At 69.7% G+C, this 15788-nt stretch carries 13 protein-coding genes and 1 pseudogene; 4 read left to right on the top strand and 10 right to left on the bottom strand.

Annotated elements, in window-relative coordinates:
• Positions 1-44: 44 nt before the first annotated feature.
• From glgB to EDF24_RS17860, 3 genes are all read right to left on the bottom strand, one after another.
• Positions 45-2708, bottom strand: a complete 2664-nt coding sequence (gene glgB / locus EDF24_RS17870) for a 1,4-alpha-glucan branching protein GlgB (protein WP_260233502.1) — start codon at positions 2706-2708, stop codon at positions 45-47.
• On the bottom strand, positions 2705-4705 hold the full coding sequence (locus EDF24_RS17865; protein WP_260233501.1) for an alpha-1,4-glucan--maltose-1-phosphate maltosyltransferase: 2001 nt from the start codon (positions 4703-4705) through the stop codon (positions 2705-2707). Before EDF24_RS17865 ends, glgB begins: the two co-directional genes overlap by 4 nt.
• A gap of 172 nt (positions 4706-4877) precedes the next feature.
• A complete protein-coding gene (locus tag EDF24_RS17860; protein ID WP_123704703.1) occupies positions 4878-7031 on the bottom strand; it encodes a glycogen-debranching protein in 2154 nt (717 codons plus the stop codon).
• A gap of 57 nt (positions 7032-7088) precedes the next feature.
• Between EDF24_RS17860 and EDF24_RS17855 the strand changes: the two genes are divergently transcribed.
• The 3 genes from EDF24_RS17855 to EDF24_RS17845 all read left to right on the top strand — a co-directional run bounded on the left by EDF24_RS17855 (position 7089) and on the right by EDF24_RS17845 (position 9815).
• On the top strand, positions 7089-8252 hold the full coding sequence (locus EDF24_RS17855) for a cysteine desulfurase family protein (protein ID WP_123704701.1): 1164 nt from the start codon (positions 7089-7091) through the stop codon (positions 8250-8252).
• 296 nt (positions 8253-8548) lie between these two features.
• Positions 8549-9037, top strand: coding sequence for a hypothetical protein (locus EDF24_RS17850; protein ID WP_165931522.1), 489 nt, complete (start codon positions 8549-8551; stop codon positions 9035-9037).
• A 304-nt stretch (positions 9038-9341) separates the two neighbouring features.
• Positions 9342-9815: a 2'-5' RNA ligase family protein gene (locus EDF24_RS17845; protein WP_123704697.1), complete on the top strand. Its 474-nt coding sequence runs from the start codon at positions 9342-9344 to the stop codon at positions 9813-9815.
• 27 nt (positions 9816-9842) lie between these two features.
• Here EDF24_RS17845 and EDF24_RS17840 read toward each other — a convergent pair whose 3' ends face one another.
• The 5 genes from EDF24_RS17840 to EDF24_RS17820 all read right to left on the bottom strand — a co-directional run bounded on the left by EDF24_RS17840 (position 9843) and on the right by EDF24_RS17820 (position 14105).
• Positions 9843-10064: a hypothetical protein gene (locus EDF24_RS17840; RefSeq protein WP_123704695.1), complete on the bottom strand. Its 222-nt coding sequence runs from the start codon at positions 10062-10064 to the stop codon at positions 9843-9845.
• A gap of 75 nt (positions 10065-10139) precedes the next feature.
• Entirely contained in the window at positions 10140-10457 is a 318-nt protein-coding gene (locus EDF24_RS17835) for a hypothetical protein (protein WP_123704693.1), read from the bottom strand.
• 47 nt (positions 10458-10504) lie between these two features.
• The gene (locus tag EDF24_RS17830; RefSeq protein WP_123704692.1) at positions 10505-11752 is read right to left on the bottom strand and encodes an MFS transporter; all 1248 of its coding nucleotides are present in this window, start codon (positions 11750-11752) and stop codon (positions 10505-10507) included.
• A gap of 236 nt (positions 11753-11988) precedes the next feature.
• The gene (locus tag EDF24_RS17825) at positions 11989-12630 is read right to left on the bottom strand and encodes an NAD(P)-dependent oxidoreductase (protein WP_123704690.1); all 642 of its coding nucleotides are present in this window, start codon (positions 12628-12630) and stop codon (positions 11989-11991) included.
• Positions 12631-12644: 14 nt separating this feature from the next.
• Positions 12645-14105: an MFS transporter gene (locus tag EDF24_RS17820; protein WP_123704688.1), complete on the bottom strand. Its 1461-nt coding sequence runs from the start codon at positions 14103-14105 to the stop codon at positions 12645-12647.
• Between EDF24_RS17820 and EDF24_RS17815 the strand changes: the two genes are divergently transcribed.
• Positions 14104-14811: a TetR/AcrR family transcriptional regulator gene (locus EDF24_RS17815; RefSeq protein ID WP_123704686.1), complete on the top strand. Its 708-nt coding sequence runs from the start codon at positions 14104-14106 to the stop codon at positions 14809-14811. The genes EDF24_RS17820 and EDF24_RS17815 overlap by 2 nt on opposite strands.
• Before the next feature lie 275 nt (positions 14812-15086).
• On the opposite strand, the gene EDF24_RS17810 is transcribed toward EDF24_RS17815, so the two are convergent.
• Both EDF24_RS17810 and EDF24_RS19715 read right to left on the bottom strand, forming a co-directional pair.
• Positions 15087-15494: a DUF2510 domain-containing protein gene (locus tag EDF24_RS17810; protein ID WP_260233500.1), complete on the bottom strand. Its 408-nt coding sequence runs from the start codon at positions 15492-15494 to the stop codon at positions 15087-15089.
• Between the two features lie 66 nt (positions 15495-15560).
• Positions 15561-15662 (bottom strand): annotated as a pseudogene (locus EDF24_RS19715) (DUF2510 domain-containing protein); the annotation flags it as partial.
• Between the last annotated feature and the right edge of the window lie 126 nt (positions 15663-15788).

Raw genomic sequence — 15788 nt, 5'->3', positions numbered from 1 at the left:
CGGTGCCAGCTGGCACCGGGCCTCCCGTCCGTGGGGGGTCGCGACTACCGCGTCAACTTCAGCCAGACCGCGCCGAGCGGCGGCACCACGAGGTGCGCCGACGCCGGGCGTCCGGCCCACGGGGTGTCCTCGGCGGTGACGACCCCGAGGTTCCCGACCCCGGACCCGCCGTACTCGGCGGCGTCGGTGTTGAGCACCTCCTGCCACTGCCCGGCGACCGGCAGCCCGAAGCGCCGCTCGACCGGCACGCCGGAGAAGTTCACGAACACCGCGAGCCGCTCGTCCCCGGTCTTCCGGAGGAACCCGATCGTGGAGTGCGGAGCGTCGCCGCCCTCGATCCACTCGAAGCCGTCGGCCGTGGAGTCGTGCGTCCAGAGCGCCGGCGTGTCCTTGTACACCCGGTTCAGCGCGGCGACGAGGTCCTGCACGCCACGGTGGCCCGGGTCGTCGAGGTGCCACCAGTCGAGCCCGCTGGCCTCGGACCACTCCGAGATCTGCGCGAACTCCTGCCCCATGAAGAGCAGCTGCTTGCCGGGGTGCGCCCACATGAACGCCAGGTACGCCCGGACGTTCGCGAGCTTCTGCCACTCGTCGCCGGGCATCTTGCCGTAGAGCGAGCCCTTGCCGTGCACGACCTCGTCGTGGCTGATCGGCAGCGTGAACTGCTCACTGAACGCGTACACGAACGAGAACGTCAGCTCGTCGTGGTGGTAGGCGCGGTACGCGGGGTCGCGCTGCACGTACTCGAGCGAGTCGTGCATCCACCCCATGTTCCACTTCTGGCCGAAGCCGAGCCCGCCAGCACTCGTGGGCTGGGTGACCCCCGGCCACGAGGTGCTCTCCTCGGCGATCATCACGATGCCGGGGTAGCGCTTGTACGCGGTGGCGTTGGTCTCCTGCAGGAACGAGATCGCCTCGAGGTACTCGCGGCCGCCGTGGATGTTCGGCAGCCAGTCGGTCCGGGAGTAGTCGAGGTACAGGATCGAGGCGACGGCGTCCACGCGGAGCCCGTCGATGTGGAACTCCTCCATCCAGTACAGCGCGTTCGCGACCAGGAAGTTCCGCACCTGCGGCTGCCCGAAGTCGAACACGTAGGTGCCCCAGTCGAGCTGCTCGCCGCGGCGGGGGTCCGGGTGCTCGAACAGGGCGTGCCCGTCGAACTTCGCCAGTGCCCACTCGTCCTTCGGGAAGTGCCCGGGGACCCAGTCCATGATCACGCCGATGCCCGCGGAGTGCAGGCGGTCGATGAGGTACCGGAGGTCGTCGGGGGAGCCGAAGCGGGCCGTCGGTGCGTAGTACCCGGTGACCTGGTAGCCCCACGAGCCGCCGAACGGGTGCTCGGAGAGCGGCAGGAACTCGATGTGCGTGAACCCGAGGTACTGCACGTGCCCGATGAGCTGGTCCGCGACCTCGCGGTAGCTGAGGCCCGGGCGCCACGAGCCGAGGTGGACCTCGTAGACGCTCATCGGCCGGTCGTGCGTGGTCGTCTTCGCGCGGTGCTCCATCCACGCTCGGTCGCCCTCGGACCACTGGTAGTCCGAGCTGGTGATCACGGAGGCGGTGAGCGGCGGCACCTCGGTGCGGCGAGCGAACGGGTCCGCGCGCCCCACCCAGCCGCTGTCGGTGAGGATCTGGAACTTGTAGCGCTGCCCCTCGAGCGCACCGGGCCAGAACAGCTCCCAGACACCGAGGTCGCTGAGCCGGCGCATCGCGGTGGTGCGGCCTTCCCAGCCCTCGAAGTCGCCGATCACGCGGACGGCGGTGGCGCGGGGTGCCCAGACCGAGAACGCCACGCCGTCGACGCCGTCCATCGTGCGGACGTGCGCACCGAGGTGGTGCCAGAGCTGTTCGTCCCGGCCTTCACCGAACAGGTGTAGGTCGAGTTCGCCGAGCGTCGGCGGGAACCGGTACGCGTCGTCGGTCGTCCACGTGGCGTCGTCGGTGTCCGTCGTCTCGTCGTAGTCGTAGTCCGCTTCGACCCGGTACCGGCCGAGTGCTTCGGCGGTCGCGCCGGCCCAGAGGCCGTCGCCCTCGTGGGTCAGTTCGATGTCGTCGCCGTCCAGGCGGACGAGGCGCACGGCGTGCGCCAGGTGCCGGACGACGCGGACGCTCGTGCCGCCGTCGACGGGGTGCGGGCCGAGGACGTCGTGCGGCTGGGACCAGCGGCCCTCCGCGACGGCCTGGCGGAGCCAGTCCTCGATGGGGGCGGGACGTGGCTCGGCGCGGGTCTGCTCGCCGGTGCCGGAAGCCGCCGTGTCGGTCGAGCCCGAGCCCGAGGCCGAATCCGACGCAGGGGCAGAGGCAGATGCAGAGGGCGGAGTCGGTGTCGGTGTCGGGCCGGAGGCTCGGGTCGGCTCCGCGAGGACGCTGCGGTCGTCGGGTGCGTCGCTCACGTGCCGCGGGTGCGCCGCGTCGGGGGAGTGCCCCGCGAGCGTGGCCGACTCCTCGACGCCGCGGTCCGGTGCCTCACGGCGCGGCAGGCGAGCACCGGGTAGGTCCTCACCGGGCGCCGACGTCCGCGGTTCGGTCCGCGGAGCGGGCTTCGCGGTGGCCGCCGGGACGCGCGGGGGCGCCGGGGTCGGCGCGGGCGCCGACGAGCTCGGGCGCGCCGCGACGGGCGGGGGTGGCGGCTGGACCGGCGGCACGCTCGGCCCCTGTCCGCGGTCCCGGGGTGTGGTCCGGTCGGCCTCGTTCGGGTCGGTGGTCATCGGTGCGGTCCTTCCACGACGAGCAGGTGCACGGGCTCCTGGAATGCGTCCAGGCGGACGTAGTTCGACGATCCCCAGACCCAGCGTGCGCCGGTCACGACGTCGCGGACGTCGAACTGCTGCTCGGGGTCGAGTCCCAGCGCGGTCAGGTCGAGGTGCACGGTGGCTTCCCGAGCGGAGTGGGGGTCGACGTTCGCGACGACGATCACGGTGTCGTCGCGGCCCGAGCGGATGAACCGTCCGGGGAGGTGCTTGGAGTACACGACGATGGCGTCGTCGTCGCTCTCGTGTACGTGCAGGTTCCGGAGCTGCCGGAGTGCGGGGTGTGCGGAGCGGAGCCGGTTCAGCATCGTCACGTACGGGGCCAGGCTCGCGCCTTCGGCTTCGGCGAGGGCGAAGTCCCGCGGCTTGTACTCGTACTTCTCGTTGTCGATGTTCTCTTCGGAGCCCGGTCGTGCGACGTCCTCGAAGAGCTCGTAGCCGGAGTACATGCCCCACGTCGGAGCACCCGTCGCGGCGAGCGCTGCCCGCACCTTGTAGCCGGCGCGGCCGCCGAACTGCAGGTACTCGGTGAGGATGTCCGGCGTGTTCACGAACAGGTTCGGACGGAGGTAGTCGCTCGTCTCGTGGGCGAGCTCGTCGAAGTAGTCCGCGATCTCGTCCTTGGTGTTCCGCCACGTGAAGTACGAGTACGACTGCTGGAACCCGGCTTCGGCGAGCGCCCGCATCATCGCCGGGCGGGTGAACGCCTCGGCGAGGAACACCGTGTCCGGGTGCTCGTCGCGGATCTCGCGGATGACGCGCTCCCAGAACCACAGCGGCTTGGTGTGCGGGTTGTCGACGCGGAAGATCCGGATGCCGAGGTCGATCCAGTGGCGCAGGACCCGCTCGACTTCCGTCACGAGCCCTTCCGGGTCGGTGTCGAACTGGATCGGGTAGATGTCCTGGTAGCGCTTCGGCGGGTTCTCCGCGGTGGCGATGGAGCCGTCGGCGCGGGTGGTGAACCACTCCGGGTGCTCGGAGACCCACGGGTGGTCGGGGGAGCACTGCAGCGCGAAGTCGAGTGCGACTTCCATGCCGGTGTTCTTCGCCGTCTCGACGAAGTCGCGGAAGTCGTCTTCGGTGCCGAGGTCCGGGTGGATCGCGTCGTGGCCGCCTTCTGCCGAGCCGATCGCCCACGGGCTGCCCGGGTCGTTCGGTCCGGCGTCCAGCGTGTTGTTCGGCCCCTTGCGGGCGGTCTGCCCGATCGGGTGGATCGGCGGCAGGTAGACCACGTCGAAGCCCATCCGCGCCACGCCGGGCAGACGACGGGCAGCGGTGCGGAAGTCGCCGCTCTTCCAGGACCCGTCCGCGTTCCGCTTCGCGCCTTCGCTGCGGGGGAAGAACTCGTACCAGGCGCCGACGCCGGCGCGGGTGCGCTCGACGTCGAGCAGCTGCACGGGGGAGTGCGTGCGGAGCGAGGTGAGCGGAGCTTCTTCGACCTCGGCGGTGATGCGGGGGTCGTCGACGGCGGCGAGGCGCTCGGCGGGGTCGAGGTCGGTGTCGCGGACGCGCGCCGCTGCACGGCTGGCAGCGGGGGAGTCGGTCTCGGTGGCGAGCCGGTCGAGCAGGACCGCACCGTCGAGCAGGGTCGCTTCGGTGTCGACGCCCGCCGCGATCTTCAGGCGTGCTCCGTGCAGCCAGGTGTCCCAGTCGTCGGAGTACGCCTCGACGTGCCAGGCCCAGACCCCCACGTGGTCGACCTGCACGGTCGCTTCGTAGCGGTCGGTGCCCTCGGCGACGAGCCGCAGCGGGACGGTCCTGGTGCCGCCGTCGGGGCGTTCGAGGACGAGGTCGGCGCCGATCACGCCGTGTCCTTCTCGGAAGACGGTCGCGCCGAACGTGATCACCTCGCCGTCGAACGCCTTGCCCGGGAAGCCGTTCGGCGTCCTCGGGGCGAGTTCGGTGATCGGGATGCGCCCGATCTTCGGACGCCGGGGTCGGTCTGCGGTGGCCACGGACCCGACGCTACCCGGCGGCGCCCTCCGTGTTCCCCGGAACGGGCGACCTGTGGACAACTCGTCGGGGCAGTGGGGCCTCCACGCACCGGACGGGAGGCTCGTGGCGGCCTGGCACCGAGCCTCCCGTCCGGTGTTGACGCGCGTCCGCACCCAAGGTGCGCGGCGTGCGTCAGAGGACGTCGAAGACGTGGATGCCGGGACCGTAGGCGGTGAACACCGTGCCGGCCGGCCGGTGCCGGTCGTGGTCGCGGTGCTTCTCGCTCGACCACGCCAGGCGGTACGCGAGCACGTCGTCCCGTACCGGCAGGGCCAGGTCACGGGTCCGACCGCTGCCGTGCACCACGACGAGCACCCGGTCGTACGGCTCGTGCTCCGGAGTCGACTCGACGAACCACTGCACGGCGCGGTGGATCGGCTGGTCCCACCACTCGCCCGTCATGGGTCCGCCGTCCGGCCCGTACCAGGTCATCCGGGAAGCGCTCGGCGTGCTCTGCCCGTCGACCCCGTACCGGTACGGCCGGAGGGCGGGGTGTGCAGCACGCAGCGCCGTGAGTGCGGCGACGGTCTCCGTCATCGCCTCGGCGTCCTCGTCGTCGGACCAGCCGACCGGGGTGAGGTCCTCCGAGACCACGTACGCGTTGTTGTTGCCGTTCTGGGTGCGGCTGCGCTCGTCACCCGCGGTGAGCATCGGGATCCCGGCGGAGAGGAAGAGCGTGCCGAGCAGGTTCCGCATCGACCGCCCCCGAGCCGCACGGACACCGCGGTCCTCGGTCTCGCCCTCGACGCCGTGGTTGAACGAGCGGTTGTCGTTCGACCCGTCGCGGTTCTCCTCGCCGTTCGCCGCGTTGTGCTTGGTGTCGTACGCGGTGAGGTCGTGCAGCGTGAAGCCGTCGTGCGCGGTCACGAAGTTCACGCCCGCGAGCGGCCCGCGGGGGACCCCGAAGATGCTCCGCGACCCGGTCAGTGCGCCGGCGAGCGCGCCGATGCCGGAGCCGGGGACCCCGGAGCGGCGCTCCTGCGCGATGTCGGTGAGCCAGAACTGCCGGACGGTGTTCCGGAAGCCGTCGTTCCACTCGCTGGTGCCGGAGCCGGAGCCGCTTTCGGAGCCGGTGCCGGTGCCGGTGCCGCTGCCGCTGCCCGGGCCTCCGGTCGGCCCGAATGACCCCGTGCGCCACCCGTCCGGCCCGACGTCCCAAGGCTCGGCGATGACCAGGACGTCCTGCAGGTCCGGATCCCGCCGGATGCGTTCCAGCAGCGGGTGCGCCGGGTCGAACACGTGCGACGCGTCGCGGGCGAGTGCGGCCATCAGGTCGAAGCGGAAGCCGTCGACCTGCACCTCGCGCGCCCAGTACCGCAGGCTGTCGAGGACCAGGTCCGCGGTGGCCTCCACCGAGGTGTCGAGGGTGTTGCCGCAGCCGGTCGTGTCGAAGTACGTGTCGTCGGACGCCCAGCGGTACCGGTTCGCGCCGTCGATGCCGCGGAGCGAGGACGTCGGACCACCGAGCCCCTCTTCCGCGGTGTGGTTGTAGACCACGTCGAGGACGACCTGGATGCCGGCCTCGTGCAGGAGCCGGACCATGCCCTTGAACTCCCGGAGCACCCCGTCCGCTCCCCGTGCCCGGGCATCGGCGGAAGCGTGCGCGGCGTGCGGCGCGAAGAACCCGAGGGTGTTGTACCCCCAGGCGTTCTCCCGCCCGGCGTCCTCCAGCCAGTGCTCGGTGTCGAACGCGTGCACGGGGAGGAGCTCGAGCGTCGTGACGCCGATGCGCTGCAGGTGCGCGATGGTGCTCTCGTGCGCGACGCCGGCGTAGGTGCCGCGGAGGTGCTCCGGCACCGCGTGGTTCGCGGCGGTCAGGGTGCGGACGTTCGCCTCGTACACGACGGCGCGGTCGAGCGGGACGACGGGCTTCACCGAGTCACCCCAGTCGAAGGCGTCGTCCACGACGACGCTCGTCCAGCGCTGAGCGGCGTCCTGGGTCTGGTCCTCGTCCCTGTCCGGGTCCTTGTCCTTGTCCGCGTCCGCGGACACGGTCGGCGTCCGGACGATGCCCCGCGCGTACGGGTCGAGCAGCGGCCGCGACGGGTCGAAGTCGTGCCGCGGCCCCGACGGCCCGTCGACGAGCAGGTGGTACGTGTCCCCGGGGCGGACGCCCTCGAGCGACCCCGTCCACACGTCGGTCTCCGGCAGCCGCTCGAGCGTCACGGACCCGCGTCCGTCAACGACGAGTGTCGCCGAAGTCGCGGTGGCCGATCGCATCGCGAAGTGCGCGGCACCGTCACCGAGGCGGAGCCCCTGGTCGATGTCCATCGCGATCTCGTGCATCCGTCAAGAGTACGAGGACCCGCGGGTATCCTGAAAACGCTCGAAAAGGGGGTACCCATGCCGGTCTACCTCGACCACGCTGCCACGACACCGATCCTGCCCGAGGCGCTCGCTGCGTTCACCGACGCCCTGGCGACCGTCGGCAACCCCTCGTCCATCCACAGCGCCGGCCAGCGCGCGAAGATGCTGCTCGAGGACGGCCGCGCCCGCGTCGCCGCGTCGCTCGACGCCGAACCCGTCGAGATCGTCTTCACCTCCGGCGGCACCGAGAGCATCAACCTCGCGATCAAGGGCCTGTTCTGGGCCCGCCAGCAGGACCGGCCGCGCCCCCGCATCGTGGTCGCGGCGGGGGAGCACCACGCCACCGTCGACACCGTCGACTGGCTGGAGCGCCACGACGGCGCAGTCGTCGACGTGGTCCCGTTGGACGCGGACGGTCGCGTCGACCTCTCCGGTCTGGAGGCTCGGCTCGCCTCCGCCTCGGACGTCGCCCTGGTCACGTTCCTCTGGGCCAACAACGAGGTCGGCACCATCCAGCCGGTCGCCAGGATCGTGGAGCTGGCGCACGCCGCAGGCGTCCCCGTGCACTCCGACGCGGTCGCCGCGTACGGGCAGGTCCCGGTGTCCTTCCGCGACTCCGGACTCGACGCCCTCAGCGTCTCCGCGCACAAGATCGGCGGACCCGTGGGGATCGGCGCGCTCGTCCTCGGGCGCCGCGCCACGGTCGAGCCGCTCATCCACGGCGGCGGCCAGCAGCGGCAGGTCCGGAGCGGCACGCAGGACGCACCGGCGGCGATCGCGTTCGGGGTCGCCGCGTCCGCACCGCACGCGTCCGTGCAGGCCCTCCGTGACCGGCTGATCGCCGGGGTACTCTCCGCAGTGCCCTCCGCGGTCCTCCGGGGCGACCCGGTCGACCGGCTGCCCGGCAACGCGCACTTCACGTTCCCAGGGTGCGAGGGGGACTCGCTCCTGTTCCTCCTCGACGCCGCCGGCGTCGCCGTGTCCACGGGGTCCGCGTGCCAGGCCGGTGTGCCGGAGGCGTCGCATGTCCTGCTCGCGATGGGGCTGACCGAGGACGAGGCCCGCGGGGCGCTCCGCATCACGCTCGGGCACACCTCGACGGACGCGGACGTCGATGCGTTCCTGGCGGCGCTGCCGGACACCGTCGCGCGTGCGGGTGCGGCGGGGATGGCGTCCCGGGAACCGCTGCTCGGGCGGTAGGGCGGGGCGGGCGGGGCGTTCGTTCGGCGCGCCGTCAGTGCGACGCTCCGCGGACCACCTCTGTGCGACAGCGGACTTCTCGTCCCCGTTGGTCGCCGGGGCGCGACCGATGAACGACCGGCTTCTGGGACGAGTGAATGGGCTTTGGCGAGCCGCTAGGTCCATCGCACTTCACTACCGCCCCAAGTCAGACTGATGTCACCTGAAGACCGCAATCCCCAACCGCTCGTCAGCTTTCCTGGAAAGCTGTTGGCATGGGGTTGATGAGGCGGTGGCCATGGTGGCTGGCTGCGCTCGTGCTTGCCGTCGCGTTCGGCGGCCTGTGGTTTCTGGTGATGGTCGTCGTGATGCCGGAGCTCAGCACTGGCGAACGAGTCATCCTCTCTGCCATCCCGAGTTCCGCCTACGGCATCGTGATGGCGATATTCCTCATTCGCCAGCGGCGAGGTGACGGCGCAGCCCTGCAGCCTCCAGGCTTCCGCCGCGCACTCCGCCGCGCCGTCGTCCCACCCGACGTAGACATCGACGGATGGCGCCGAGCAGTGCAGCACCAGCGGAAGCAGTTCCGCCCACTGCGATGGGCGGCACCGCTGCTGTACGTGCCGATGACCGGCATCTCCATCTGGCTCGCAGTGACCGGACAACCGCTCTACTGGATTTTCGCCGGCCTCTTCGTCGCGATGCTGGTCGCCTCCCTGATCGTCATCCCTCGGGTGCTCCGCAGGACGGACACGATGCTGACCGAACTCGACCGGCGGAAGCAGTCAGTCCCGTCCAATCGGTGACGCTCGCGTCGTGAGCGAAATTGACGAGTCTGACGACCCCGCACCAAAGACTTGGACAACGAGATATCGGATCCCGATGGGAATCGGAACCGGCTTCTCGACCGCGCTGTGCTTCTGGCTGCTGTCCACCGGTGACACGACCGAGAAGTGGATCGGCGGGTAAGGTCGGCCGCCCTCGTCGCCTGGGTGTTCGTGTTTCGAACGCGCTACCGCCGCGGCTACTGACCTATCCTCGTCGGCGGCACGTGACCGTCCCACTGGCCGATCCGCTGTCGGGCTTCGCCGCCTGTCCTAGAGTCAGCGCGTGAAAAGCTACGCCGTTGTTGCGCTGTTTGATCCGCTGGATGTCGGTGCTGTCATCAATCGCCGAGCATGGCCGGCCCACGTCACCCTCGCGTCGAACTTCGTCACTTCCGCGTCGACCAGCGGGATAGCCCGGGCGGTTTACGAAGCCGCGCCCGTCGATGCGCCCATGAGGGTCCACGTCGGCGAGCAGGCTCTCTTTGGTCCGAATCGCGACGTACGAGTCCGTCTCGTGGATTCGAACCAGGCCGTCAGCGTGCACAACCGCCTTGCCGATCAGTTCGAGTCTCTCCCGGGCTTCGTTCCGGAGGAGCCCGCCTACTGGCGTCAGGGATACCGCCCGCATCTCACTCTCGGCCCGGCGGCGGCGGCGGGCGAGGGCGACCGCGAGACCTCGAATTGCGTAGTCATCGTCGAAATTCGCGACACCGACGCCAGGGTCCTCGCTGCCTTCAACTCGCGAGGTGCGCTGTAGCCGATCATCGGGCGGGCATCTGACTCGTCAGCGCCTGATGAGTCCGACGACCAGCGTTGCTGCTGCGATGAGGCCTCCGAGGAAGAATCCGCATCCGATGAACCGCGTCAGCTCCGGAGTGATCTGGCCTCCCCAGAACTCTCCTTCGACCTTCCGCGCAAAGCGGGCGATCGGGTCCGGGAAAAGCACGAGGGCACAGCCCCAGGCAATACAGATCACCGCTCCGACCGCAAGGAAGAGGGCACCCACGTCCCGGACGGTACCGGATGACTGCCCGAGATGAGCGCTCTGCGTTTCGGCACAGGATCGGCTACCGGTCGTAAGTCACTCCAGGAGCGATTGCACCGCGTTCCAGAGGTCCATCTGCTTCCCGCCGGCGAAGAGCGCTCCAGCCTTCTTGAATCGGTAGGTCGTAGCGCCCGGCATTCCCGCTCCGAGCAGACGCACATGACCCACCAGGCGGCCATCCTCTGCGCTGGACACGTCCCAGTCCGACGGTGAACCAACAGGAGGGCCCTGACACACGACGACGTACCTGTGGCCAGCGTCCGTCTCAACCTCGAACTGTTGCACATGGTCCAGGTCCGCATCGCGGCCCTGCTGCTCGCCACGGACGGTCGCCAGCCGGATGTTCGCCTGCATACCCGAAGGATCCCACCAATCCCCGAGCGCGCCCGGTCAACGATCGGCTACCGGACGGCGTTCGTCCTGAGTGGTGAGCAAATCGCCACGACCACGGAGGCAGTGAACACGAGAGTCACCGCGAGCAGCGCGATGCTATCCCCGGCGATGGTCATCAGAGCGCCGCCGCTCACTGCTCCCGCAGCCGCAAGGGTTCTGTTTGCGCTGCGCATCGTGCCGTTCATCCGACCGAGAAGCGCGTCGGGTGTGACAGTCTGGCGGAGGCTCATTTCGTTGGCGTTCTCGCAGCCCGCGGCAGCGCCGTGCACGGCGAACGCGACGAACAAGACCACGCCAGTCACCGGCGGTGCTGCGACGCCGAGGCCAACGGTCGTGAGCGCGATGGCCGCCCATGCGATCGGGTACGCGGCTCGAGCGGCAATGATCGTCCGGCCGGCGCCGAAGCGGGTGCCGAGGCGCGGTGCCGCAGTGGCGCCGAGGAGCATCGCGACGCCGCTGACGGCGAGGATGGCCCCGTACACGGCCGCTGGGAGCGCGAGGGTGCGGAGCGCTAGGGTCGCGAACACCGTCAATCCTGCGGCATTGGCGAGGAACCAGAGATGTGTCGACAGCGCCAGCGGTGCGAGCGTCGCATGACCGTACGTCCACCGCAGACCATCAGCGATATCGCTCCGCAGCCGCGCACCCGCCACGCGTGCTGCCTTCTGCTCGACAACCTGGACCCGGGCGATGAGGACAGCGTCGACAAAATAGCTCACCGCATCGAGCGCTACAGCCACCGGGGCGGTCACGATGCTGACCAGGACACCTCCGAGAGCCGGGCCCACCGTCTGCGCTGCCGCGTCACTCTGATCCACCCGCGCATTCGCCGTCAGGAGGAGCGAGCGGGGCACGATTCGAGGCAGAAGTGACTGCGTGGCGGCGAAGCCCACGACCGACAAGATGCCGAACACGAACAGTGCTGCCGCCGTGACCCAGAGATTCAGGAGCCCCGCCGCCCAGAGCACCGGGATCGCACCGAGGCACACTCCCCGACCGACACTCGCCCAGATCAGCAGCGGCTTCCGGCGGAAGCGATCGACGTACGCGCCGACGATCAGACCGAACAGTGCGTACGGCAGGAACTGGGCAGCGTTCACCAGCCCCACCTCGAACGGGCTAGCGTGCAGCACCGTCACCACGAGAACCGGCACGGCCACCGCGCTCACCGCTGATCCGAACGACGACACGGTCGCGGCAGACCAGTATGGGCGGAACCCGGGCACTCGACGCAGCGTGGTTACGTCGTCGCCCATGCGCCAACGCTGGCAGACCGCAACGCTGCGAGCAAGACAAGTCGCACCACGCCTGGCCCAAGTGCCCGAGGCGTGTCCGGTCACCGATCCTCGAACGGGACGTCGGCGGCTTGAGGTGTGCCAGTCCGATCGTCCACCGGCGAACGCACGCAGGACGTGGCGGGATCCGCCCGCCGGAAGGGAGCGATCGGTACCTACGGGTCGGAGGTCGTCGGGCTCGGGACCGGAGGAATCTGTCACGTGGTGATGGTCGGGTTTCGGCGGGTCCAGTGTTCGTTGTCCGCGCAGGAGATGACGAAGTCTGCGACGTCTTTCCTGGAGATGCTGATGCCGCCCTTCGGGTTCTTGCCGTCCTCGATCCGGTAGTTCCCGGACGGGGCCTCGTCGAGGAGCCGCCCCGGCCGGACGAAGGTCCAGGGGAGGTCGCTCGCCCGGAGCGTCGATTCCATCTGTCGCATGTCGCCGTAGGTGTTCTCCATGAACGGGACCATGAACGATCGGTACCACCAGGGGTGGTTCGGGTCGTGGTCGCGGACCCCGCTGGAGGTGATGCCGACAAAACGGTGGCTGCCGCCGGCGGTCGCGTCGACGACGGCTCGGGCGACGGCGGAGTACAGACCGTTCGACTTGCGACCGGACGGGCCGACTGCTGAGACGATGACATCGCCCGGTCGGAGAGTGCTCCGCAGGACGCGGGCATCGCGAGCGTCGGCAGCGATGACCTCGAGGCCGTCACGGGCGGCGAGGTTTGCACGTTCCGGCGAGCGGACGAGGGCGACTGCCTGGTGGCCTCTGTGGAGGGCTGATTCGAGAACGAGCCGGCCAGTGCGGCCGCCCGCGCCGAGGACGATGATCCGTGTTCGAGGGGTGGTGGTCATGAGGTGCGTGCCTTTCAGCGGGTGTGGGCGTGCGTGGGGATGCGGAGGACGAGCAGCGCGGCACACGCCATGAGTGCGATGACCACGGCGAGGCCGGTGATCATGGAGGCTGTGCTGGTGCTGGCGAGGAACACGGTGCCGAGGATCGAGATGCCGAGCGCCGCGGCGATCTGCTGCAGGGAGGTCATGGCGCCGGCGGCGCTTCCGATCTCGTGACCGTCCGCGGTGCCGAGGATCGTCTGGATGACCGGGCCGAAGAGCAGGCCCTGGCCGAGACCCGTGACGAAGATCCCGACCTCGAACACGCCGACGTTCTGGTCCATCAGCACGGCCGTGGCGATGAGGACGAGGCCGATGACCTCGACGAGGAAGCCGATGTGCAGGCCGTGTCGTCCGACGGATGCTCGGAGGCGCGCGGCGATCGGCGCACCGACAGCGATGCCGATCGCGAGGGGCGCGAGTGCGAGCCCGGTGGCGATGGCGTCCTGGCCCCCGCTCAGCTGCAGGAAGAGCGACAGCAGCAGGTTGAGTCCGCCGGTGCCGGCGAACAGGGCGGCTGCGACGGCGAGCCCCGCAACGAAGGTCGGCTTCCCGAACAGGCTCGGCTCGAGGATCGGAGCGCTGCTGCCCCGGATCTGGCGGACCAGCGCCCATCCGGCGGGGACCGCGAGTGCGAGGAGCACGAACGACCACCAGCGCCAGCCGGACTCGCGTCCCTGGATCAGCGGGAAGACGAGGAGCGCCGCTGACACGGCGACGAGCGCCGCCCCAGCAACGTCGATGCGTGTACCGGGTCGACCGTCGTCGCGCGGGAGACACCGGGCCGCGGCGATGAGGACGAAGAGTCCGATCGGGACGTTGATCAGGAAGATGGCACGCCATCCGCTCCCGCCGATGTCCCAACCGATGAGCGCTCCGGCGAGGATGGGCCCACCCACCCCGGCGATCGCGTTGATCGGGCCGAAGAGGGAGAACGCCCGGCCCTGTTCGCGCTGGTAGCGGAACAGGGCTCCGACGATGCCGTACCCCTGCGGGATCAGTAGTGCGCCGAAGGCGCCCTGGAGCCCCCTCGCAGCGAGCAGGATGCCGATGGACGGTGCGAACGCGCAGGCGAGTGATGCGACCACGAAGCCGGCCGCGCCGACGAGGAAGACCCTGCGGCGGCCGAGTCGGTCACCGAGTCGCCCGCCCAGGATCAACAGGATGCCGAACGGGAGCGTGTACGCCGCGGTCAGCCACTGCAGGACGGCGTCTCCTCCGTGCATTGTTTCCTGCACCGAGGGAGCAGCGACGACCATCACGGTCGAGTCCAAGAGATCCATCGCGGTTGCGCAGAGGACAGCTGCCAGAGCGACCCACCTGTGATTGTTGTGGTGTTCCAAGTTGACTCCTAAGCGAACGGCGTTCGGGGCGAACACTGTTCGTGACGAACACTGTACGCCTCGAACGTCGTTCGTCGCGTACGCTGGTCGCATGACGCCCGACACTCATCGGTCCGACTCGGCCCGGACGCGCCCTGCCAAACCACCGCTGAGCCGCGACGCGATCGTCCGGACCGCGCTGCTGCTCATCGACGAGTCCGGGATCGACGCCGTGTCGATGCGGAAGGTCGCGACGCGCCTCGACACGGCAGCGGCGTCGCTCTACGTCTACGTCGCCGACCGCAAGGACCTGCTCGAGGCCGCCTACGACCTCGCGCTGGCCGACGTGCCGGTCGGACACGGGGAACCCGCGGACTGGCGAGCCGAATTGGAGGGCCTCGTCACGGATCAGATCCACGTGCTCGCGACCCACGACGACATCGCTCTCGTCGCCCTGGTCGAGGCGCAGGTCGGCCCGAACGCCCTCGCCATCACCGAACGTGTCCTCGCCCTCCTCCGGAGGGGAGGTTTGGCTGAAGGGTCACTCCTGGCAGCCGCGGACCTCCTCGACCAGTACACGGCGTCGACCGCGGTCGAGCGAGCCAGCTGGGCACGCCGAGGTCGAGCGGAAGCGGAGCGTGCCGATGTGTCTGACGCGTCGATGCAGGCCGCTCGAAACCGCCTCGGGCGGGTGTACGACGCGCTTCCGGAGACCGAGTTCCCGGAGATCCGCGCGTTGCGAGCGCAACTCGACGAGTCCGACCCGGACGACCGTCACCGGTGGAAGCTCGGGGCGATCATCACCGGCATCACGAGCTGAGGCTTGATGCGAGTCGCGCAGGTCAGGCTTCATCGGAAGGACCGGACAGCTCCACACCCCATCGCCCGCAGCTGTCGCAGAAGACGATGAACAGGGACCAGCAGGTCGCCGCGATCATCGGGCGGGCTGGTGGCAGTGTTCGCCAGCGTGGGTGTGATCGTCGCATGGGCGACGGGGTTCATCAGCTTGTAGCGATCGACCAGGAGTCGCTGAGCGACCGAGCATCGGACACGGTTCTGACGTGTGCGCGTTCTCTCCGTCGTGCGCTGCCGCTGCTACGGGAGCATCTGGTCGAACAGTGCTACCGATCGGGTGATGCCGAGGACCACGCCGATGACGAACACCGCGAGGTAGACCCACAACGGCCACATTGCCCGTCCCGGGGCGACTCTGCGCACCACGACGTACCGGCCGATGACGTAGACGATCGGCGACAGGAATGCCCACGGCCACGAGAACGGGCGAACGAGGCCGCGGCGTTTCAGCACCCGGTGGTCGAAGAGCGCCAGCAGGACGTTCGCGGCGTAGAGGAGCACGCTCACGCCCTGCACGATGGCGTACCCGGCGGTGTAGATCGACGTCGGGTCGATGGTCCGGATGTGTGATGGGCCGACGAACTCGTACCGGAAGTGCGGCTGGTAGACGAGCAGCAGCGGCGCCGTGACCAGGGGGAGCAACGCCATGAGCCACACGAAGACCGTGTCGGTTCGCGTGGTGTCGGGAATCGGCGGGCGAGGCATCTGCGACGTCGGCGGTCCGAGATGCTGCGTCCACTGCGCTCCATCCCACCAGCGGGTCCCGCGGGGGCCGGACGGGTCCGGGTACCACCCTGGCGGCGGGGCATACGACATCGGCAGCTCCTCGAACGTGAACAATGATCGTTACAGCGTTCGACGCTAGACCGGCCCTGACCCGACCACAAGCGCCCGTGCGTTCCAGGCCGCGCGGTGAGGCCCTGGCTCGTCTCAGCGGTGCTG

The organism is Curtobacterium sp. PhB130 (assembly GCF_003755165.1).
Lineage (GTDB): Bacteria > Actinomycetota > Actinomycetes > Actinomycetales > Microbacteriaceae > Curtobacterium.
This window is presented reverse-complemented; position numbering and strand designations above follow the sequence as displayed.

Bases quoted from the DNA above. Each gene is read 5' to 3' on its own strand.
- glgB (WP_260233502.1), bottom strand. From the start codon at position 2,708: ATGACCACCGACCCGAACGAGGCCGACCGGACCACACCCCGGGACCGC.
- EDF24_RS17810 (WP_260233500.1), bottom strand. From the start codon at position 15,494: ATGGCGTTGCTCCCCCTGGTCACGGCGCCGCTGCTGCTCGTCTACCAG.
- EDF24_RS17835 (WP_123704693.1), bottom strand. From the start codon at position 10,457: ATGCAGGCGAACATCCGGCTGGCGACCGTCCGTGGCGAGCAGCAGGGC.
- EDF24_RS17820 (WP_123704688.1), bottom strand. From the start codon at position 14,105: ATGCGACCAGCGTACGCGACGAACGACGTTCGAGGCGTACAGTGTTCG.
- EDF24_RS17815 (WP_123704686.1), top strand. From the start codon at position 14,104: ATGACGCCCGACACTCATCGGTCCGACTCGGCCCGGACGCGCCCTGCC.
- EDF24_RS17855 (WP_123704701.1), top strand. From the start codon at position 7,089: ATGCCGGTCTACCTCGACCACGCTGCCACGACACCGATCCTGCCCGAG.
- EDF24_RS17860 (WP_123704703.1), bottom strand. From the start codon at position 7,031: ATGCACGAGATCGCGATGGACATCGACCAGGGGCTCCGCCTCGGTGAC.
- EDF24_RS17825 (WP_123704690.1), bottom strand. From the start codon at position 12,630: ATGACCACCACCCCTCGAACACGGATCATCGTCCTCGGCGCGGGCGGC.
- EDF24_RS17830 (WP_123704692.1), bottom strand. From the start codon at position 11,752: ATGGGCGACGACGTAACCACGCTGCGTCGAGTGCCCGGGTTCCGCCCA.